At 42.1% G+C, this 20,044-nt stretch carries 21 protein-coding genes; 12 read left to right on the forward strand and 9 right to left on the reverse strand.

Annotated features, from left to right (window positions below):
• Position 1: 1 nt before the first annotated feature.
• The 5 genes from ACIQXH_RS15890 to ACIQXH_RS15910 all read right to left on the reverse strand — a co-directional run bounded on the left by ACIQXH_RS15890 (position 2) and on the right by ACIQXH_RS15910 (position 4,348).
• A complete protein-coding gene (locus ACIQXH_RS15890) occupies positions 2-499 on the reverse strand; it encodes a cation:proton antiporter regulatory subunit (protein ID WP_402871825.1) in 498 nt (165 codons plus the stop codon).
• Between the two features lie 51 nt (positions 500-550).
• On the reverse strand, positions 551-1,114 hold the full coding sequence (locus ACIQXH_RS15895) for a tyrosine-type recombinase/integrase (protein WP_402958900.1): 564 nt from the start codon (positions 1,112-1,114) through the stop codon (positions 551-553).
• Positions 1,115-1,193: 79 nt separating this feature from the next.
• Positions 1,194-1,871: a hypothetical protein gene (locus ACIQXH_RS15900; protein ID WP_403124559.1), complete on the reverse strand. Its 678-nt coding sequence runs from the start codon at positions 1,869-1,871 to the stop codon at positions 1,194-1,196.
• Positions 1,872-1,996: 125 nt separating this feature from the next.
• On the reverse strand, positions 1,997-3,004 hold the full coding sequence (gene mreBH, locus ACIQXH_RS15905; protein ID WP_402871816.1) for a rod-share determining protein MreBH: 1,008 nt from the start codon (positions 3,002-3,004) through the stop codon (positions 1,997-1,999).
• An 87-nt stretch (positions 3,005-3,091) separates the two neighbouring features.
• The gene (locus ACIQXH_RS15910) at positions 3,092-4,348 is read right to left on the reverse strand and encodes an MDR family MFS transporter (RefSeq protein ID WP_403124562.1); all 1,257 of its coding nucleotides are present in this window, start codon (positions 4,346-4,348) and stop codon (positions 3,092-3,094) included.
• Between the two features lie 137 nt (positions 4,349-4,485).
• Here ACIQXH_RS15910 and ACIQXH_RS15915 point away from each other — a divergent pair, with 137 nt between their 5' ends.
• From ACIQXH_RS15915 to map, 10 genes are all read left to right on the forward strand, one after another.
• Positions 4,486-5,577: an AbrB family transcriptional regulator gene (locus ACIQXH_RS15915; RefSeq protein ID WP_403124565.1), complete on the forward strand. Its 1,092-nt coding sequence runs from the start codon at positions 4,486-4,488 to the stop codon at positions 5,575-5,577.
• A gap of 177 nt (positions 5,578-5,754) precedes the next feature.
• The gene (locus tag ACIQXH_RS15920; protein WP_403124567.1) at positions 5,755-6,894 is read left to right on the forward strand and encodes a YibE/F family protein; all 1,140 of its coding nucleotides are present in this window, start codon (positions 5,755-5,757) and stop codon (positions 6,892-6,894) included.
• Entirely contained in the window at positions 6,891-7,664 is a 774-nt protein-coding gene (locus tag ACIQXH_RS15925) for a YibE/F family protein (RefSeq protein WP_403124570.1), read from the forward strand. The genes ACIQXH_RS15920 and ACIQXH_RS15925 overlap by 4 nt, the downstream gene beginning before the upstream one ends.
• Positions 7,665-8,273: 609 nt before the next feature.
• Positions 8,274-9,065, forward strand: a complete 792-nt coding sequence (gene motA / locus ACIQXH_RS15930) for a flagellar motor stator protein MotA (protein ID WP_402871803.1) — start codon at positions 8,274-8,276, stop codon at positions 9,063-9,065.
• The gene (motB, locus tag ACIQXH_RS15935; protein ID WP_402958915.1) at positions 9,058-9,813 is read left to right on the forward strand and encodes a flagellar motor protein MotB; all 756 of its coding nucleotides are present in this window, start codon (positions 9,058-9,060) and stop codon (positions 9,811-9,813) included. The genes motA and motB overlap by 8 nt, the downstream gene beginning before the upstream one ends.
• A 45-nt stretch (positions 9,814-9,858) precedes the next feature.
• Positions 9,859-10,140, forward strand: coding sequence for a late competence development ComFB family protein (locus ACIQXH_RS15940; protein ID WP_402871797.1), 282 nt, complete (start codon positions 9,859-9,861; stop codon positions 10,138-10,140).
• 201 nt (positions 10,141-10,341) lie between these two features.
• The gene (locus ACIQXH_RS15945; protein WP_402958917.1) at positions 10,342-10,917 is read left to right on the forward strand and encodes a TetR/AcrR family transcriptional regulator; all 576 of its coding nucleotides are present in this window, start codon (positions 10,342-10,344) and stop codon (positions 10,915-10,917) included.
• Between the two features lie 56 nt (positions 10,918-10,973).
• Positions 10,974-12,194, forward strand: coding sequence for an MFS transporter (locus tag ACIQXH_RS15950; protein WP_402989130.1), 1,221 nt, complete (start codon positions 10,974-10,976; stop codon positions 12,192-12,194).
• A 554-nt stretch (positions 12,195-12,748) separates the two neighbouring features.
• Positions 12,749-13,264 (forward strand): type 1 glutamine amidotransferase domain-containing protein, encoded by a 516-nt coding sequence (locus ACIQXH_RS15955; protein WP_402871794.1) that lies wholly within the window; start codon positions 12,749-12,751, stop codon positions 13,262-13,264.
• Between the two features lie 111 nt (positions 13,265-13,375).
• On the forward strand, positions 13,376-14,122 hold the full coding sequence (map, locus tag ACIQXH_RS15960) for a type I methionyl aminopeptidase (protein WP_402871791.1): 747 nt from the start codon (positions 13,376-13,378) through the stop codon (positions 14,120-14,122).
• A 46-nt stretch (positions 14,123-14,168) separates the two neighbouring features.
• On the opposite strand, the gene mobB is transcribed toward map, so the two are convergent.
• From mobB to ACIQXH_RS15975, 3 genes are all read right to left on the reverse strand, one after another.
• Positions 14,169-14,687: a molybdopterin-guanine dinucleotide biosynthesis protein B gene (gene mobB, locus ACIQXH_RS15965; protein ID WP_402872306.1), complete on the reverse strand. Its 519-nt coding sequence runs from the start codon at positions 14,685-14,687 to the stop codon at positions 14,169-14,171.
• Positions 14,684-15,949, reverse strand: coding sequence for a molybdopterin molybdotransferase MoeA (locus ACIQXH_RS15970; RefSeq protein WP_403124573.1), 1,266 nt, complete (start codon positions 15,947-15,949; stop codon positions 14,684-14,686). The genes mobB and ACIQXH_RS15970 overlap by 4 nt, the downstream gene beginning before the upstream one ends.
• Before the next feature lie 99 nt (positions 15,950-16,048).
• Positions 16,049-16,273, reverse strand: coding sequence for a DUF1128 domain-containing protein (locus ACIQXH_RS15975; RefSeq protein ID WP_402871786.1), 225 nt, complete (start codon positions 16,271-16,273; stop codon positions 16,049-16,051).
• A 209-nt stretch (positions 16,274-16,482) separates the two neighbouring features.
• Between ACIQXH_RS15975 and ACIQXH_RS15980 the strand changes: the two genes are divergently transcribed.
• Complete coding sequence (locus ACIQXH_RS15980) at positions 16,483-16,884, forward strand: YtxH domain-containing protein (protein ID WP_402871783.1); 402 nt, start codon at positions 16,483-16,485, stop codon at positions 16,882-16,884.
• 16 nt (positions 16,885-16,900) lie between these two features.
• The gene (locus ACIQXH_RS15985; RefSeq protein ID WP_402871780.1) at positions 16,901-17,737 is read left to right on the forward strand and encodes a YihY/virulence factor BrkB family protein; all 837 of its coding nucleotides are present in this window, start codon (positions 16,901-16,903) and stop codon (positions 17,735-17,737) included.
• Positions 17,738-18,083: 346 nt separating this feature from the next.
• On the opposite strand, the gene ACIQXH_RS15990 is transcribed toward ACIQXH_RS15985, so the two are convergent.
• Positions 18,084-20,003 (reverse strand): heavy metal translocating P-type ATPase, encoded by a 1,920-nt coding sequence (locus ACIQXH_RS15990; RefSeq protein ID WP_403124576.1) that lies wholly within the window; start codon positions 20,001-20,003, stop codon positions 18,084-18,086.
• Between the last annotated feature and the right edge of the window lie 41 nt (positions 20,004-20,044).

The following is a 20,044-nucleotide window of genomic DNA, read 5'->3' on the forward strand; positions in this document are numbered from 1 at the left end:
CTTAGTCACTCCTTTCGTCGGTCAGTAATTCTCTAATCAGATTTTTGATGTCTTTTCTTTCACCAGAGATGACCAGCGTGTCGCCTGCAGCAATGATTGAATCAGGACCTGGGTTATTCAGTTGTTTTTTCCCTTTTTTCGAATGGGCGATAACCGTCACGTTGTAATTGTTACGAATGTCAATGTCACCAATCGTTTGGTTAATCGCTTTGGAACCTGGTTCCACTTTGAACCATTCGATGACCAAGTCACCTAATGACATTTCGATTGTTTCGAGTGCCTGTGGTTTATAAATCATACCGCCGATGATGGACGCCATTTGACGCGCTTCCTGATCATTGAGTGTGATGCTTGAAATAACATCCTCATGATCGGTATCAAAGTGGTATAACTCCCTACGGCCATCATCGTGAATGACAATCACTAATTTTTCATCATTTCTCGTGATAATCTCGAATTTCTGGCCTATACCAGGAAGTTCGCTTTCTCTAATTTTCACTTGAATTCCTCCTTAAAATGGTGGTTTGAGATTACAAAAGATAGAAATATGCTATAAATTCACGTCGATGATCGTCTTGAATTTACTCTCCTTGGAGATGCCAATGTACTTCAGTGTCTCGGATGGACTAGAATGATGGTAATGCTTTTGGATCAAGGCGAGGGAGACCCCTTGCTTATAGGCGTGATATCCAAATGTCTTACGCATTGAACTGGCCCCATATTTACCAATCAATCCGGCACCTTCCACGGCATCATGGATGATTCGGTGTGCCTGTTGGCGTGTGATCGGTTTTTTTGTCTTAGGTGATAAAAACAAAAATTGGCCTTCCATCACTTTCGAGTCTTTGATGTATTCTTGTAAAGCTGTCCGGACTTTCTGATTCAAATAGATTTGAGTGACCTCGTCATTTTCCAAGCGGTGCTCATAAAACTCTTTAACTTTACCCGTTTCATCGAGAACGCTTGCCACGGTCACTTCCAACATCTCATTGATTTTCATTCCCGTATTGATTCCTAAAACAAATAACAAATAATCGCGGCTGGAGTGAGATCGCAAGTAACTTTTGATCTTGCTGATTTCATTGACATCCTTAAAGGCTTCTACATATTCCATAATTCTTCTCCTCTTACCAATGTAACTTAATTATATTATAACACAAGTTATGTTACATTGCATCCAATGGTGCTTGTTACTAAAACTCTGTTTTTTGGCGTTGCCCTTCATGGTCTTGTAAATACTTCGTGGCAAGTAGTGAAATCAGGAGGATGAGTTCAAATCCGTTCATGTACGCATCGCTTTTGATAGGGAGAGGAACGGCGCTACCGATGGTCATGATGACCGTACCTAGCAAATACCATATCCATTTTTGTTTTCGCCAGATCAAGAACCCCGAAATAATCAGTACGAGGGAGATGATCAATACCATGATGGGCGGTCCGCTCGTCGGCTCTGAACTGGTATAACTTAAAACCCCATACTTCCAATCGGCCTCCAGTTTAAGCCCAAGCGTTTCAGTGAATAATTCTAAGCATATTAGGGCGATCACCAATACGTAACTGATATACTTGGCAAGTTTTCTTTGGGCCCATGCGATGTCGGCCTTTTTCAGGGAATCCCAAGCAAAGAGAACTAATGTGGGCGTGAAGAGGGCATGTCCCCAAAAGCGGGCATAGCTGATTGATTCCAGAAAGTGCCCCGTTCCGATATACCGTCCGAGTGCGAGCAGGGTGTTATCCACGATTAGCCCGAAAATCACGAGTAAGAGAACGTTGGAAGCAGAGAGCCATCCGTATTTATTAGCGAGGGTGATTCCCCAAATGAAAAGGGCCACATATCCGGCAAGATAGAAGAAGTAAAGAAAAGTATCCAAATTCTGGCCTCCTTTTTTTATGTATTCTTTACTGAATGGAAAAGAAATATATCTGGCATGGCTAAATAGCTTTTTAGGCATGAAAAAGAGGGAACCCCCTAATAAGGATTCCCTCTCGCATACTATCAATAAACGGCTTTTTGTAATTTGGTAATGATCTCGAGTGAACGGCCTGTCCCAATGGCAACAGATTCAAGTGGACTATCGGCAAGCTCGACGGGCACGATGAGTTCTTTCATCAACCAATCCTGCATCCCGCTAAGCAAGGCTCCGCCCCCGGAAAGGACCACGCCTTGGTCGACGATGTCCCCACTTAATTCAGGAGGGCATTCTTCCAACGTGGAACGGATGGCTTCTAAAATATGAAGCAAGGATTCTTGAATGGCTTCCTGAACTTCCAAGGACGTAATCGTAATGGGCTTCGGAAGACCCGTCACGAGGTCACGCCCCCTGACTTCCATGGTCAATGGAGAATGGTCGATGAGCGCGTAGCCGATTTCCATTTTTATTTGTTCGGCAGTTCGTTCCCCAATCAATATGTTATGTTTTTTTCTTACATATTGACAGATATCCTCATCCAGTTGATCGCCACCGATACGGACCGAATTACATGAAACGACTCCACCATACGAGATGATCGCTACCTCAGTCGTACCGCCACCAATGTCGACGATGACATTCGCGACCGGTTCTTCTACAGGAAGTCCAGCTCCTATGGCAGCAGCAACGGGCTCTTCGATCAGATGAACCTGTTTGGCTCCGCAATTTTTAACCGCATCCTGAATGGCCCTTCTTTCAACGGATGTGGAACCGGATGGCGTACATACGACCACATTCGGTTTACGGATCGATAAGCCGATCGCCTTGCTAGCTTTTTTCATGATTTCCTTAAGCATTTGTGCGGTCACATCGAAATCCGCAATGACCCCGTCTTTCAATGGGCGGATGGCGACGATATGGCCAGGTGTCTTCCCAATCATATTCTTCGCTTCCAGGCCGACTGCCAATACTTTATTAGTCACTATATCTATGGCCACTACAGATGGCTCATTGAATATGATTCCTTTGTTTTTACTGTAAACGAGTGTATTTGCCGTTCCTAAGTCTATACCAATTTCTGTATTTGATAACATCTAGTCACCCCTCCATAAGAGTTTTGACCCCTATATAATGATTCTACCTCTAATGGTAAGTTTATGGGGGTAGGAAATGGAGTTAGATTATGGAATCTGGACTTTAGTCTTTTCATACAGGGAAAACATGATGAAATATAGAACGGCACTCAAGACGGCCAGGATACTGATCATGAGGAATGTCCCATTATATCCAATCCACCCTGTCATCGGTATGGCTAGTGGGGCAAGCATTCTACCGATGGTGAAACGTAAGCTTGATGCAGCGAAATACTGGCCACGCATATGTGCTGGGGCCAATTTCGACACAAATCCTTGCTGGATGCCGGCCGTTAATAGCTCGGCAATGGAAAATAAGGCGATGGCGATAAATAATCCCCAAACCCATTGGGTCGCACCAAATAAAATCATGGAAAAGCTGTATATCAGAGAAGAGATGATGAATACATTTCTTTCTTTATACATGGATGCCCATTTCGTGACGGTAATGGTTAAGAGGGCCACGAATAATCCATTTTCCGCAAGCAAGAACCCGAAAATCTGCTCTTCCTGTAGTGTGATCGAAAATATGGATTGCGGATCGACCATTTCATTAATATAGACAGGGAACAAAAGGTCGAGCTGCATGAACGTTTGATAGACCAAGACGCCTGCGATGATGAAAAGTAGAAACACCTTATCACGGAAAATGACTTGATAGTCTCGTAGTTGGTTCAGTAAAAAAGAGAATCCGTTAACCCTTTTTCCCAATCCCTTTTCCTGAATGGATAGGAGAGCCGTTTCTTTGACCCATGTTTGCAGAATGAAACCTAACAGGATATTGATGATGGCAGCAAGGGCTAACAGTTCGAAACGGTGGGTCGCATAAAAAATCCCTCCCAAAATCGGACCTATGACCACGGCAATATTGATGGACGTATAAAATACGGCGAAGACGCCACTGCGGTCTTTTTCTGGAATCACATCAGCGACCATTGCCTGGCTGGCAGGGTTATAAAAGGCGCTGAATATGCTGACGGCGGTGAAGCTGATAAACCCGATGCTGGGCGAATCCAGCCAAGGGGAGCTCGCCCATGCAAAGAATATGTAGGCAATGCCTTGGCCGAAGGTGGAAATGACCATCATCCGCTTTCTTCCGAATCGATCAGCACAATATCCCCCGAATAAATTGGCCACAACCGCAAAGAACTGCGAGAAAATCAGCAGTAATCCAGCAGTTGTTTTCCCGAACGATTCGGAGAAGTAAATCGCAAGGAACGGAAAAAACATCCAAAATGATATATTGACGACAGATTCCCCGGCAAGGCGAATCTTTAAGTTCGTATCCCAATCTCGTAAACGCATAGTAGAATTCCCATACTTTCTGTTATTTTCCCCATCATACTCTGAGTTTGAAATGAAGACAAGACAAGGGATAAATTCCGTCAAATAAGTTATGGTACTATGTAAGTGGAATTTTTATAGATAAGAAGGTTATGGAATTGAAGACATTCATATCGGATCATAAGAGTTTAAGAATGACTTTCACAGCTTTACTGGCGTTTCTAGGAGGGTACCTGTTCGACAAACTTGGCATCTATTTACCATGGATGCTCGGACCGTTATTTGTGGTGATGATCGCAAAAATCAAATGGGGACACTCCATGTTGTGGTCGAGAACGCTAAGAAGCACCGGACTGATCATCCTCGGCTTACAACTGGGCAGTTCATTTACGAAACGATCGTTACATGAAATGAGCGAATATTTGCCCGTCATGCTTTTTACCACGGTGGTGCTGATTTTGTTCACCGTAGTAACAGGTTTGTTCGTAGGAAAAAGAATGAACTTATCGATGAGCACCTCGCTTCTTGGAAGCTTCCCGGGAGGCCTGTCTCAGATGGTGATCCTGAGCGAGGAAATGAAAGATAGTGACGAAACGGTTGTCGGCTTCATGCAGACGCTTCGGGTCATTCTCGTCATATCGATCGTACCTTGGCTCGTCACCCATGTCATGTCGATGGATTCCGAAGCAACGACGACGATGGCAAAAGGGCCGCTCTTTATGTTTGATTATGACGGGACCTTGGCACTCCTACTGATTGCAGCTCTGGCGTTATTCATTTTCATAGCCATAAAGGTTCATTTCCCACTTCCTTTCCTTTTAGGCCCACTCATTGCGGCGGCTCTGTTCAATTTGACAGGATCTGAAGCACCACATATTCCAGGCTTCTGTTTGAACTTGTCCCAGCTTCTGATTGGTGCCTATCTGGGATTCACATTGAAAGTCGATAATCCACGGCTTTTCAGGAAGATGTTCGCGGTGGTTTTCGTGAGTAATGTTTTGCTAATCGGTTTTTGTTACTATCTTGCGGTTTACTTTTCACCAGTCCTATCCTTGCCGGCCAATGAATTGTTTTTAAGCATGGCCCCCGGTGGTGTGGCAGAAATGGCGGTCACGGCCATGTCCGTTTCCGTTGATGTATCCGTGGTCACAAGCTTTCACTTATTCAGGATTTTATTCATCTTGTTTTTAGTGTCGCCACTCATCAAAGTGCTGGATCGGAGACAGGGAAGACAGAAAAGGCGGGAGTGAGGGCTCCCGTCTTTTCCGTCTGCCTCAATGAAAAAGTTATCATCCATTGGTTTTAATTTCATAAACGTCATGTGTTCATGATAAGATAAAAAAATTACATACTGGTAAGGTAGGATGTAGTCAGCCAAACCTGCCGCCATCTTTCCTTTTGGCCACCTGATATATGGAGGTTTTTTTTTGAACATTATCGCAAATACAGTTAAAAAAATCGGTTACAAGAAAGTTTGGGTGTACATCATCATTGCCCTTTGTTTTGTCGCTTCCGTTTTCTTTGTGACTCACAATTATTCATTCTATGAAGGCCCTATAGCCAAAGTCATCAAGACAAATCTGGAAAGTACAACGGAAATGGATGATATGTATCTCAATGAAGATCGGCTATTTACACAGAGTATCGTAGCCCAATTGCAAAATGGAGAAGAAAAAGGGCAGCTTATTACGTTAAAGAATGAATATTCCTCATCTGGTGCCTATGATCAAGAATACAAAGTTGGAAATGATTTATTCGTTTCGATCGATGCAAAAGATGGAGAGGGCCCGGAATTAGCCGGAACGATTAAAGATGTCAAACGTGATAAATATGTGGTGATTGTGGCATGGGTGTTTATTTTTACCCTCCTGATCGTTGGTCAAAAGCAGGGGCTGCTTTCCGTTATAAGTTTGGTGGTCAATGCCGTTTTGTTGTCCTATGCCCTGGACTTTTATATGAGTACATCAGGCATCAGCCTGGTCTGGATATGCGGCATAGCGATCATTCTATTTACGGTCCTTTCCCTCTTACTCGTTAACGGTTTTAATGAAAAAACATACGCAGCCATCATTGCGACGCTCCTAGGGACTTTTTCCTCGTTGTTCATTACCTATCTTGCTATGTGGGTAACGGGAGAAAGTGGCCTCCGATATGAAGAAATGCAATTTCTCACCAGGCCTTATAAAATGGTGTTTTATGCAGGCTTGTTTATCGGATCTTTAGGAGCTGTGATGGATATAGGGATTACCATGTCTTCTTCGATCTTTGGGTTGTATGAAAAGAATAATGACATATCCGTAAAAGCCCTGAAAGCCTCTGGATTGGAAATAGGGAAAGATATTATGGGAACCATGACGAATATTTTGTTTTTTGCCTACATAAGCGGTTCCATCCCCGTGATTCTTTTGTATTTGAAGAATGCTTCCACGTTGGGATTCACCCTTTCCATGAACCTATCATTAGAATTGGCCCGTGCCCTTGCCGGGGGGATTGGCATCGTGTTAACGATTCCGATAGGTTTATATATTTCGATCTATTTCGTTAATCGAAGGAAGGGAAGAACATGAATGTATTGGTAGTACTAGCAAGCATATTATTTATCTTGATGATCTCGATCGGTGGTAAAAAAGGAGCACGTTCATTTTTTGCTTTATTCTTGAACTTTGGTGTGTTGCTTTTTGCCATCTTCTTTATGAAAAATCCACATAATGATCCGTATATCGTCACATTGATTGCATGTACGGTGATTAGTTATATCACGTTGTTCTTTATTAATGAAGTAAACAGTACGACCAAGACAGCCTTCGTTTCTACGCTCATCACGATTGTCATCGTCCTCTTTTTTATCGTCGTGGTGACGGAACGTGCGATGATCCAGGGGTTTGGTGAAGAAGAAATTGAAGAGCTTAGCATCTTTTCCCTTTATATAGGTGTGGACTTTTTGAAGGTAGGCGTTTCAGTCATTATCATGAGTACGATTGGCGCCATTATCGACACAGCCATGGCCATTTCGTCTCCCATGCGGGAAATGTTTCTCCACCATCCATCCAGCACCAGGAAAGATTTATTTAAATTTGGAATGAGCATTGGGAGGGACATCCTGGGAACCAGTACGAATACATTGTTCTTTGCTTTCTTTGGTGGCTATCTGGCATTGCTTATCTGGTTTAAGGACTTAGCTTATTCTGTTGGAGAAATCGTCAATTCGAAAATATTCAGTGCTGAAATGATCACGATATTTTGTGCGGGAACGGGTGTAGCCCTTGTGATTCCTATTACAGCATTGATAACGGCTTACTACTTAGTGAAAAAAAGGGGGAAGGTAAAGGTCGTGTAGTTTCCTAGGGTCCTAATGAAAAACGAATAGAGTGGAGAAGGCCGCCAATCTCAACGGGTGGCCTTTTTGCTGTTGTGACGGCTCCAGAAAGGGCATATGACAATCCTTATTCATCATACCTATAGAAAAAAAGATGAAAGTATGTGATTGGTTGACTACAAAAAAACAACATCAAATTGTATTCTATAGCATCAAAGGATCATCCATCAAAAACTTTTTAATCATCGATCTCATAACGGGTACTGGGATTTTTTACGCGGTCAAAATTATTTCTGCCAGCGTAATAATGGGGATGGTAGGAAGTGTCATTGGAACGGAGGGTATCAAATGGGTACCTAAACTTTGGAGAAACAAGTGAACTCATCCAAAGGGAAGGGATAAACACGACTGTTTAAAATAACCGTTTCTTCCCTTTTTGTCATAAATTGTCCCTATATTGCGAAATATGCGATAGAATGGTTGCTGTATAAGGATGAATATAGGGAGACTTTGTGAAAAAAGATAGAATTTTTACATTCAATCTATCGGAATAGTAAAATAATCCTCACTTTTTCCGAACTTTATCCGATATAAGGAGCAGACGAGATTTTATATGAATGGGTGAGTATGATGGATATAACATCGGTTGTAGGTATAGTTCTTGGTATAGTGGCTATTTTAGTGGGAATGGTTCTGAAAGGCGTAAGCGTAACGGCGCTGATTAACCCGGCAGCTATCATGATTATCATTGTGGGAACAGTGGCTGCGGTTGTAACGGCTTTTCCTTTATCTGAATTGAAAAGATTGCCAAAAATATTGAAGATCCTTTTCCTTGAACAAAAGCTGACAAAGCCTGAAGAATTGATTAAAACCTTTTCCGAATGGGCGGTCATCGCCAGGAAAGAAGGGTTATTGGCCTTGGAAACCATATCGGATCAGGTGGATAACACCTTTTTGAAAAATGGGTTGAACCTTGCAGTGGAAGGTCAGAGTGCTGATTATATTCGAGATATATTGGCTGAAGAAATAGAGGCAATGGAAGAACGTCACCACAGTGGAGCGGCCATCTTTAGCCAGGCAGGCACCTATGCCCCGACGCTTGGCGTGTTGGGTGCTGTTATCGGGCTGATTGCGGCATTGGGTAACATGGCTGATAGCGAGGCATTGGGGCATGCGATATCTGCCGCTTTCGTTGCGACCCTTATGGGGATTTACACAGGATATGTGTTATGGCATCCCTTTGCGAATAAGCTGAAACGGAAATCGCAACAGGAAGTCCGCATCAAGGAAATGATGATTGAAGGGATTTTGTCGATCATCGAAGGAGAAGCGCCAAGGACGATTGAACAAAAACTAACATCTTATTTGCCTGCTGGAGATCGTAAAAAGTGGTTAGAAGGCGATGTGAGAGAAGATGGCTAGGCGGAAAAAGAAACAAAAGCATGACGAACATATTGATGAATCTTGGTTGGTCCCCTATGCGGATATATTGACGCTGCTTCTGGCTCTTTTCATCGTTCTATTTGCATCAAGTTCGGTGGATGCAGTCAAATTCCAACAATTGTCCAATGTGTTTAACCAAGTGTTCACGAGCGGAACGGGATTCATGGAATACCCGAGTGACTCCCCCAGTAATAATCCCACGTCCCCTGAACAAATGACAGGGATTAAAGGGACGAAGGGGCAGGGTAAGAGCGAGGAACAACAACTTATGGAAGTACAGAAACGGGTTAATGCCTATATTCAGGAAAATGATTTAGTGGACGAGCTTGATACGAACCTTACGGATGAAGGCATGTTGATTTCCATCAGGGATAATGTGCTGTTCGAATCGGGAGTATCGGAAGTGAGAATTGAAGATCGCAGGATTGCCAAGGAGATTTCGAGTCTGCTTGTTATGGACTTGCCTCGGGGCATTGTCATAAGCGGCCACACCGACAATGTTCCCATCAAGACGTATCGCTATGATTCGAATTGGGATTTAAGCGTCATGCGTGCAGTGAACTTCATGAAGCTGCTTCTTGAGAATACGAACTTGGATCCTGAAATGTTCAGTGCTAAAGGCTACGGGGAATTTAAGCCGGTCGCATCCAATAAGACGGCACAAGGCCGGGCTAAAAATCGACGGGTTGAGATTTTGATCGTTCCACGTACCCCGATAAATGAGTGAGAACCTGTCTGGAATGGACAGGTTTTTCTTTACGAAGGAGTTTTTATGGAAAGAGAATTTACTAATGTGATGGAAGAAATCGTAGTCGCTTGGGTCCAGATACTAATGGCCGGTACGGATTATCAAACATTTTGTCCATGTAATAAATGCAAGAATGATATCATCACCATTTCGTTGAACGCCCTTCCCACTTATTATGTAACGACGGATGAAGGGCGGAGAATCGTATTCGAGAGGTTGAATACGGAAGAAAACCGGAAATGGATCAACAAGAGAATTATCAGTGCGATTCATGTGGTGGGCAAGTACCCGAAGCACCAACTATAGACGACAACATGTGATAAGAGATCAGGACTCTTATCTTTTTTTTTATTTAGGCTGTTTTCTCAAAGGTTGTTGCTATGGAGAAAAGTGGGCCTTCTTCCACAATTGCGCCCTTTAACGGTAGACTTGATTTCAAGATAAATTTCTCTGGACTCATCATTCCGAAATCTTTATACTAAACTACATGAACGGAGGTGTTATAAATTGGGTAGAAATATTAGTTTTAACAAAGAACATGCCTTAGATAAAGCTATGTATTTATTTTGGGAAAAAGGTTATGACGCTACATATATCTCAGATCTTATTGAAACAATGGGAATAAGTCGGTCTACTCTCTATACTAGTTTTGGTGATAAAGATGAACTATTTAAACTCGTTTTAGAGCATTATAAAAACTTTGGCTCTCGAAAGAGAGATTTACTTTTTAATGGAATAAACACTAAAGTATCACTTAAATCTTTTTTTTATCAACATATTGAAAAATGCTATTCAGATGACATTCCTAAAAGTTGTATTATAACTAATTCTTCATTGCTTATTGGACACATTGATCCTTCCATAGAAAAAATACTTATATATGATTTTAATGAACTTGAAAAAGTATTTAAGCAAGTTATTGAAAAAGGAAAAGACAATGGAGAAATTTCACAAGAAGCAAACTCTGAATTAGTGGCATATTCTTTATTAAGTTTAAATCATAGTATTAATTTAATGTCCAAGTATAAAAAAGAAAAAAATCTAGCCTATAATTTAGTGGATAAGACTATTGAAGACCTATAGTCTTTCTTTTTTAAGCTTTTTGGAACGAACGTACCAAAAAATAATAAACAAAAGGAATGATGAAATTGACTAAGAAGATAAATTTTCTAATATTTATTTTGGCAATTAGTTGTGGTTCACTTGCTGCTAATATTTATTATGCACAACCAATTGTACAATTCATTGCAAAAGATCTGAACATCTCTTCTGATTTATCTGGATTGCTCACTACCTTTACACAAATTGGGTATGGATTGGGCTTATTTTTCATCGTACCAATGGCTGACTTATTTAAAAGTAAGAAAATAATAGGAATTCTTATCGGGCTTACTATTATTTCATTAATTGGTATGCTAATTTCGACAAATGGAATTATTTTCACAATATTAACAACCATAATTGGCATTGGAGCATGTGCGGCTCAAATGTTAGTTCCACTAACAATGAGGATTGTACCCATTGAAGAGACAGGTAAATATGTGGGTAAAGTGATGAGTGGTTTATTGATTGGGATTATGATTGCTCGCCCTTTATCTATCGGAATAGCTGACTGGTTCGGATGGAGAATGGTATTTCTTTTTTCATTAATCACGCTAGTTGCCGTATTACTGTTAATTATAAAATTTTTGCCCAACTATGAGGTAGTAACGTCTAGTAACATGTCATATCCATATTTAATCGCTTCTATGGTGAAGTTATTAATAAATACATCTCCTTTACAACAAAGAGCTTTTTATCACGCATGTTTATTTGCAACATTTAGTCTCTATTGGACGATAATGCCAATATTATTAAGGTCTGAGCCACTAAATTTTTCGAATAATGAAATTGCATTAATTGGCTTTGTTGCAATAGCTGGAGCTTTGTTAGCTCCTACTATTGGTAAAATAGCAGATAAAGGTTATATTTTTACAATGACGAATGTATCAATGGCGCTCGTACTATTATCTATCTTACTATTATTTTTTGTTCAAGATCATTCACTATTGAGTATAATTTTAATTCTTATCTCCGGAATTAGCATCGATATTGGGGTATCAGGAAATTTATTATTAGGTCAAAAAGTTATCTTTGGTTTGAATCCCGAAATAAGAAACAGACTTAATGGATTATATATGACTATTTTCTTTTTGGGAGGAGCCTTTGGTTCATGGATTGGAAGTTATACTTACTATAAATTTAATAGTGAAGTAGCTTTACTCATTGGAACAGCCTTGCCTTTATTCGCCTTATTAGTTCATTTAATAAAAAATAATACAATAAACTTATCGAAAACCAAAAGCAAATACATGTCCTAACGCATGTCCTAACTATTAATGTACCCCAAAAGTTAGAGTGAAAATCTAATTTTCAGGGTACATTAGTAGCATTATCTTCTACATCATGAGCAAATTAATCACTATTATTGCTTATCTTTATTCGTTTTGGCCCATGCCAAAAATAAGATTATAACCAAAGCACCTCATAAATTTCTCCACTGCCTTATTGTATAATCCTATTCTTCAATTATTCTATAATTATTCTATAAGGTAGTTTGAGTATTTTTTTAGAATGTCATTTATATTCAGTTTTATTTAAAGTTGTTGCTCCACAATCTGGCCCGATTGTTGAATACCATTCTTTACCCAAAACAATAAAGTTTACGAAAACAGCCTTTATTTAAAAGGATTATAGTAGTACATGCTACTGAAGGGGTGCTTTTGTAAAAACAAGTTTTAAGAAGCAAGCATTCGATAGGGACTACCATGGGAGACTTCTATGAAGAGGGCAATTTATGCGTTTAATCCTGTCTAATCAGGGAATATAAATAAAGTAAGTTCATTCGATCAAAATTGAGGAGATGAATTTTTTTATGAGTAAGAAAATAGCATGTGTAGTAACTGATATGGTTGAGGATTCAGAGTATAGTGAACCGGTCAAAGCTTTTAAAGAAGCGGGTCACACGGTAACGACGATTGAGATGGAAAAAGGCAAAACGGTTAAAGGGAAACAAGGTGACGTTGAAATTACAATCGATGAGAGCATAGATTCTGTGAAAGCGGAAGACTTTGATGCGTTGCTTATCCCAGGTGGCTTTTCACCGGACATTCTACGGGCGGACGAACGCTTTGTAACGTTTACCAAGGCATTCATGGATGCCAAGAAACCCGTGTTTGCCATCTGTCATGGACCACAGCTGTTAATTACGGCTAAAGCCCTTGAAGGACGCCATGCAACAGGGTATACATCCATCAAGGTTGATATGGAATATGCAGGTGCAACATACTTGGACGAAGAAGTCGTCGTATGCGGCGATCAACTTGTTACAAGCAGGACGCCTGATGATCTTCCGGCATTCAATCGGGAATCACTCAAGTTATTAAAATAATAAAAAAATCCTGGCAGCCGTCAGGATTTTTTTATTTATAAGGTTTTTGGATTCATATACTTCTATCTTTGCAGTAAAATAAAAGAAGAATGAAAAAAGGAAGTGTAACGATTGATCGTAATAAAGTCTGAACGTGAAATTCAAGCGATGCATGAATCAGGGAAGATTTTAGCTGCTTGTCATAGGGAAATTGCAAAACTAATCGCACCAGGTGTGACAACATGGGAAATCGAAGAATTCGTGGAAGGATTCTTGAAGAAACATGGCGCCAAACCTGAACAAAAGGGCTACAAGGGATATGAATACGCGACATGTGCAAGCATCAACGAAGAAATCTGTCATGGTTTTCCCCGCAAAAAGCCATTGAAGAATGGGGATATCGTCACGATTGATATGGTCGTGAATTATAATGGGGCACTTTCGGATTCAGCCTGGACGTATACAGTCGGCAAGGTTTCCAAAGAAACGGAACATTTAGTGGAGGTAACGAAGGAATCCCTATATAAGGCCATTGAAGTGTCTGTCGCTGGTAATCGTATTGGGGACATTGGGCATGCCATCCAATCTTATGTGGAGGCGGAAGGTTTCTCTGTCGTCCGTGACTTTATCGGCCACGGAATTGGGAATGTCATACACGAAGAACCGCAAGTCCCTCATTATGGGTTGCCTCATAAAGGTCCGCGCCTTAAGGAAGGCATGGTCTTCACGATTGAACCGATGGTGAACGTAGGTACATATAAGGCTACTCGAGATCCGAATGGATGGACGGCTTCGACTGCCGACGGGAAGTACTCGGCACAATTCGAGCACACGATTGCCATCACAAAGAATGGCCCGCTAATTCTGACGGAACAATAAGCAATAAAAACAAGAGGCACCCTTCATTAAAGGATGCCTCTTGCCTTTATTCGTGTTTTTTTACCTGCTTGATGAACCATTCAGCAAAATGTTCGGAATCCAGTGGGAACACGGGAACCTCTGCCAAGCTTGTTGCTTGTTCAAGGCAGGCGGGCCAAGCCACCACGGCCTGAATATTGGTGAGCTGTTTCAGTAATGAAAAGTCCTCATCCTCCTTAAGGAGGATGACCTTAGGAAAGTCCTCCCGCTTATATCCCTCAATCAAAATCACGTCGGGGTGGAAAATCTCCAATAAGTGAAGCAATTCCGGGAGCGTGGCCCCAGATTTGAAATTCCCCAGCAACTCAATGGAACCGTCTCCTTCCACGAGTGAAGCAGCCGCTCCAGCCTGAAAGTGCTTAGTGGAATCTTTCTCACCTGTATTGTCAGGCTTTCCACCATGGCCATGATGCTTCAAGACGGCCGTCTCCAGATTTTCTATCCGAAGCTCTTGAATCAGTTTGGTAATGAAAGTCGTTTTCCCTCTGTTTTGGTACCCGACTATTTGAAATAGGAACGGTTTCACCAAGGCCAGATTGATCCTTCTTGATCATCAAGAAGCAGGACATCCACGCTATCTCCCGTTTTAAAACCGCGTGTTCCGCCAGGGAGTACGGTAAGTGAATTCGCCCCAGCTAGGCTTGTGGTGATATTCGATTTATCGACGCCGCTAGGGACGACACGAAGCTGTCCGTTTTCATAATACATGCGAGTACGAAGGAGGCGGGAGAATGGGTTGGCCTTCAGGAAATCTTCAGCCAGCACAGCTTGTTCCTTCCGTAAATGCGGTTGTCCGGAAAACAGCATGGTACGGATGATTGGCCGGGCAAACAATTCAAAACCGACATAGCTTGCAGATGGATTACCTGATAAGCCGAATAAAAACTTGTTCTCGTGAACGGCTACCGTCGTCACGCTACCAGGACGCATGGCTACTTTATTGAATAAAACGTCAGCGCCGAGCTTCTTATAGATGTCAGGAAGAAGGTCAAAATCTCCGACAGACACGCCGCCTGTTGTGATGAGGAGGTCGACTTCTTCCAAGGCAGTGGAAATGGCCTCGTAGCTTATGTCAAACTCGTCCTTGAGCTTCCCGTAGAAACGGACTTCCCCACCTGCTCTTTGGATTTGGGCGGAGATGGCATGAGAGTTACTATTCCGGATTTTTCCAGGTTGCAAGGGTTCATTGACATCAAGCAGTTCAGATCCAGTCGCGAATAGGCCGACGACGGGCTTCTTCGCAACAGGAACTTCGGCATACCCGAAAGTAGCAAGCAACCCGATGATGCCAGGATTGATCATTGTGCCTTTTTTGACTAGGATATCGCCTTTCTTCGCGTCTTCCCCTTTAATGGACACGTTTTCGCCATGCTTCAGAGAACGTTTGAAAGAAATATATTTCTTTCCGTCTTTTTCAAATTCTTTCGTTAGCTCGAGCATGATGACGGCGTCACATTCCGTAGGCATCTGGGCGCCGGTCATGATGCGGGCCACTTGGTTTTTCTGTACAGGAATGGTCGAGACCATTCCGGCGGCCAACTCTTCAATGACCTCGAACTCCAGCGGATTATCTAGGGATCCTTCGGCTGTATCCGCGGATCGTAGTGCAAATCCATCATAAGGTGAGCGGTTGAAGTGGGGAACATCATTTGTGGCGACAATATCCTGCGCCAAATAGCGGTAGTGGCATTCCTCAAGAGGGACCATCTCCATTTGTCCTTCCAATGCATGTTTCATGATCTTATCTAGCGCTTCACTCAGCTTGATGGGTGTTCTTCTTTCTACCATACTTATCGCTCCTATCTGAAATCGTTAAACTATGTATTGTTATTCAAGTATAGCAAAAAAATAAAAAAATCCTCACAAGGAAGGGAGGATTTCAAAGATTTATTTATTGCGTAATTTTCCAAGTTCTTCTGCAATGGCTTCCATTTCACGGACACTGAAATTCGTTTTCTTCATGACCAAAGTATAAATATCATGAAGTTCTTCATACATTTCGATATCGAAATGGGTGGATTTTATCGCACCAAAGTTCATTACTCTTAATTTGTCCTTTATTGCTTCAACCATGTACTCGACGCTCTCTGCCGTATTCTGTGATAAATCCAATTCTATCATCCTTCCACACATTTCTAAATTATTTTTATCTTTGCATGATTGCCCTTATAAGTCAATGGGAATTCATGCAGATATATCTTGTGACTTCCTGCTTGGAAACGTTTTAAAGCGCTCTGGTTTGGGAAAAGATAAAAAAACTAGGTAGTAAAATAGTATAATGGAAATATACATTAATTAAAATATGCCAAGGAGGAGAATATATGAGTTCTGTTCGAGAAGAATATAGGAGCGAAAAGAAAAGTAAGTTTATGCAAGCTGTTTTGATTGGGGCTTTGGCCGGTGCCGCGGTAAGTCTTTTTGATAAAAATACAAGAAAAACGGTGATCTCCAATAGTAAAAATGGTTTGACATGCATGAAGGAAATGATTCAGAATCCTTCTAACTTGTTAACGCAAGTACAGGAAACATCTTCGGAATTCCGTTCCACTGTCGAGAAGATTTCCAATGACGTCTCCTTCATTTCGAAAAGGGTCGAGGAGATGAAGAATATTCCCTCACAGGTTGCCAATGTCGTCATGGAAACGAAGGAAGCTTTTACTTCGGAGGATATGCACACGACGGCTGGTAAACAAGATTCAGAAAGACGGAGTCCTTTAAATTAGAAATTGAGGTGAAGGGATGGCCAATAAAAAGGAATGGCTGAAATGGTCTTTCTATAGAAAGTTTATCAAGCAACTTCAGATAGATGAGGTAACGGGGCTTGCTGCCCAGCTATCCTTTTACTTTTTACTTTCCCTGTTTCCCTTACTTATTTTCCTTTTTACTTTATTGGCCTACCTGCCATTTACTCAGGAGGATATTCTGAATCTGGTACGTTCTTACACGCCTGACGATTCCATGACGATCATCGAGGATACTTTGGGTGATGTGATGCAAACAAATGGCACGTTATTGTCGTTTGGTGTCATCGGGACGATTTGGTCGGCTTCTAACGGGATGAATGCCATTATTAAAGCCTTTAACCATGCTTATAGGGTAAAAGAAAACCGCCCCTTTTATATTTCCCGGGGAATGTCGATTCTTCTCACGTTTGCGATGATTTTCGTTTTTATTGTCGCATTATTGCTTCCTGTGTTCGGCAAGCAGATTGGAATCTTCTTATTCGATGGAATGGGCCTTTCTGAGGAATTTTTGTCGATTTGGAATAGCCTCCGTTGGGTGATCAGTACGATCGTATTATTCATTGTGTTCACCATGTTGTATTGGCTGGCGCCAAACAAGCGGTTGAAATGTTTGACGGTCCTTCCAGGTTCCATTTTCACCACGGCTGGCTGGGCACTCGTTTCGTTGCTGTTTTCTTACTATGTAGAGAACTTCGGCAACTATACAGCTACATATGGCAGCCTTGGAGGCATCATCGTCCTGATGATCTGGTTTTACTTATCCGGGCTCATCATCATCGTCGGCGGAGAAATCAATGCTTTCCTCAGTAAAAAGGATCCAGGTTGTGATTGAACGTCCTTGAACCATTTAGGCGGGGAATCCGACGTTCATCTGGATATTTTGACTTTGGACGGGATAATCCGACGGTGAGCATGAATAATTCGACATTCAGAAGAATAATCCGACATTCAACCACATACGGCAATAGTTACCGGACTAGCTCAATGACCTTCGACACACACTAATGATGAACACATCTTGTAAGTGGGGAGGGTTCATTCATGAGTAAGAAAGGGAAGCATAAAGGCAAAAAAGGGAACCACAAAACGTCAGGTTCCGCTAATGGAAAGAATGGCTATCACTAACTAGTTACAGGATACAATACAAAAAAGGAAGCCTTCGTCGGGCTTCCTTTTCTTTAGTTCCTTAGTAACCGTAAGCTGTTTAGGATGACGAGAATCGTACTTCCTTCATGACCGATGACGCCAAATGGTAGGTCAAGGAATTGCAGGAAGTTGGATAAAATCAGAATCATGATGACCGAAATCGAGAAAATCACGTTCTGTTTGATGATTCGATTCATTTTCTTCGATAACTTAACGGCTTCCGCAATACGCGGAAGGTCATTCTTCATTAGTACGACATCTGCCGTTTCCAAGGCAACGTCGGTTCCTTCACCCATGGCGATCCCGACAGAAGCGGTAGCTAGTGCAGGTGCATCATTGATTCCATCTCCGACCATCGCAACTGTGCCGTATTGTTCTTTAAGTTTTTTCACTTCATTTACTTTCGTTTCAGGCAGGCATTCCGCAATATAATCATCGATATGGCTTTCGGAGGCAATCGCTTTTGCCGTATTGTGACTATCGCCAGTCAGCATGATGGTATGGATGCCTTCTTCTTTCAAGGCTTCGATGGCTTTAATCGTTTCTTCACGGACCACGTCTTTCAATGTAAGGATGCCGGCAATCCCTTTATCATCTCTTGCATACACAACGGTCTTTCCTTGTTCAGCCAGTGTCAGTGCAATACCATTCTGGAATCGTTCAGCTTCATTACGGCCGACGAAATCGGCTTTTCCGACTTGCCAAAGGACCCCATTGAAATAGGCTTGCACGCCGTTACCAGAGATATCTTCCATGTCCTCGGGTTTGATGATTTCTCTTTCAATCTTCGTTTTAGCATAGCGGACAATGGAAGTCGCCAATGGATGGTTCGAATAATTTTCAACCGATGCAATATGGAATAGGAATTCTTCTTCGTTCAAATCTTCACGGATGATGACATCCGTCACTTCAGGTTTTCCTTTCGTCAAGGTACCCGTTTTATCCAAGGCGATGGCCTTCAGGTTACCTAAGTTCTCCAGGTGAACGCCACCTTTAAACAAGATGCCATGACGTGCGCCATTCGAAATGGCGGAAAGTGTGGCCGGCATGATGGAGGCGACCAGGGCACAAGGTGATGCGACAACAAGTAAGATCATGGCCCGGTAAAAGGTTTCGGTCCAGCTCCACCCAAGGGCGAAATGAGGAACGAACATCATCAAGGCTACGATGGTTAAGACGATTTTTACATATTTCCCTTCAAATTGTTCGATGAATAGTTGGGAAGGGGACTTTTCACTTTGGGCCGATTGAACAAGCGTAATGATTTTTTGAAAGAGCGTTTCGCTTGTTGGCTTCGTAATCTCCACATTGATCGTTCCACGCAGGTTCACGGTTCCGGCGAATACCTCATCGTCGATGGATTTACTGACGGGGATGGATTCACCTGTGATGGCCGCTTCATCGAGATTCGTACGCCCATCCGTGATTTTTCCGTCTGATGGCACTCTTTCACCCGGTTTTACCAAAATGGTATCGCCGACCGTCAAGTCAGAAATGGCCACGATTTCTTCATACCCATTCGTGATGCGGAGTGCTTCTTCCGGCTGCAGGTCCATGAGGGCCGAGATTTCCTTATGGCTTTTATTCATGGTGTAGGTTTCAAGCGCCCCGCTTAAGGCGAAGATGAAGATGAGAATCGCGCCTTCTGTCCAGTAGCCAATGATGGCGGATCCGATGGCTGCAAAGATCATCAACATTTCCACGTTCAGTTCTTTATCCGCGATGGTATCTTCAATGCCTTCCTTTGCTTTTGCATATCCACCGATCACAAAGGAGGCCAAATAGATGATGATGGATGGTGTTTCCATTCCGCTTTTAGATAGCAGCCAACCTACCAGGATCAATACACCGCTTAGTAGGGCGGCAATCAGTTCAAGATGTGGCTTTGTTTTCTCGAGCCAAGAGGTGTTGCATTCAGTTGGCTGGGTCAATTGTTTAGTGTCTGTTGTCATTATGTTCCTCCTGTAATCTTCTCTCTATTGTTCGTAACTGA

Origin of the sequence: Peribacillus sp. NPDC097225 (assembly GCF_044761955.1) — a bacterium.
GTDB lineage: Bacteria > Bacillota > Bacilli > Bacillales > DSM-1321 > Peribacillus.

Coding starts and splice junctions, on each gene's coding strand:
- ACIQXH_RS15895 (WP_402958900.1), bottom strand. CDS start 1,114: ATGGAATATGTAGAAGCCTTTAAGGATGTCAATGAAATCAGCAAGATC.
- mreBH (WP_402871816.1), bottom strand. CDS start 3,004: ATGTTATCAAATACAGAAATTGGTATAGACTTAGGAACGGCAAATACA.
- ACIQXH_RS15910 (WP_403124562.1), bottom strand. CDS start 4,348: ATGCGTTTACGAGATTGGGATACGAACTTAAAGATTCGCCTTGCCGGG.
- ACIQXH_RS15925 (WP_403124570.1), top strand. CDS start 6,891: ATGAATGTATTGGTAGTACTAGCAAGCATATTATTTATCTTGATGATC.
- motA (WP_402871803.1), top strand. CDS start 8,274: ATGGATATAACATCGGTTGTAGGTATAGTTCTTGGTATAGTGGCTATT.
- motB (WP_402958915.1), top strand. CDS start 9,058: ATGGCTAGGCGGAAAAAGAAACAAAAGCATGACGAACATATTGATGAA.
- ACIQXH_RS15940 (WP_402871797.1), top strand. CDS start 9,859: ATGGAAAGAGAATTTACTAATGTGATGGAAGAAATCGTAGTCGCTTGG.
- ACIQXH_RS15950 (WP_402989130.1), top strand. CDS start 10,974: ATGATGAAATTGACTAAGAAGATAAATTTTCTAATATTTATTTTGGCA.
- ACIQXH_RS15955 (WP_402871794.1), top strand. CDS start 12,749: ATGAGTAAGAAAATAGCATGTGTAGTAACTGATATGGTTGAGGATTCA.
- ACIQXH_RS15970 (WP_403124573.1), bottom strand. CDS start 15,949: ATGGTAGAAAGAAGAACACCCATCAAGCTGAGTGAAGCGCTAGATAAG.
- ACIQXH_RS15980 (WP_402871783.1), top strand. CDS start 16,483: ATGAGTTCTGTTCGAGAAGAATATAGGAGCGAAAAGAAAAGTAAGTTT.
- ACIQXH_RS15985 (WP_402871780.1), top strand. CDS start 16,901: ATGGCCAATAAAAAGGAATGGCTGAAATGGTCTTTCTATAGAAAGTTT.
- ACIQXH_RS15990 (WP_403124576.1), bottom strand. CDS start 20,003: ATGACAACAGACACTAAACAATTGACCCAGCCAACTGAATGCAACACC.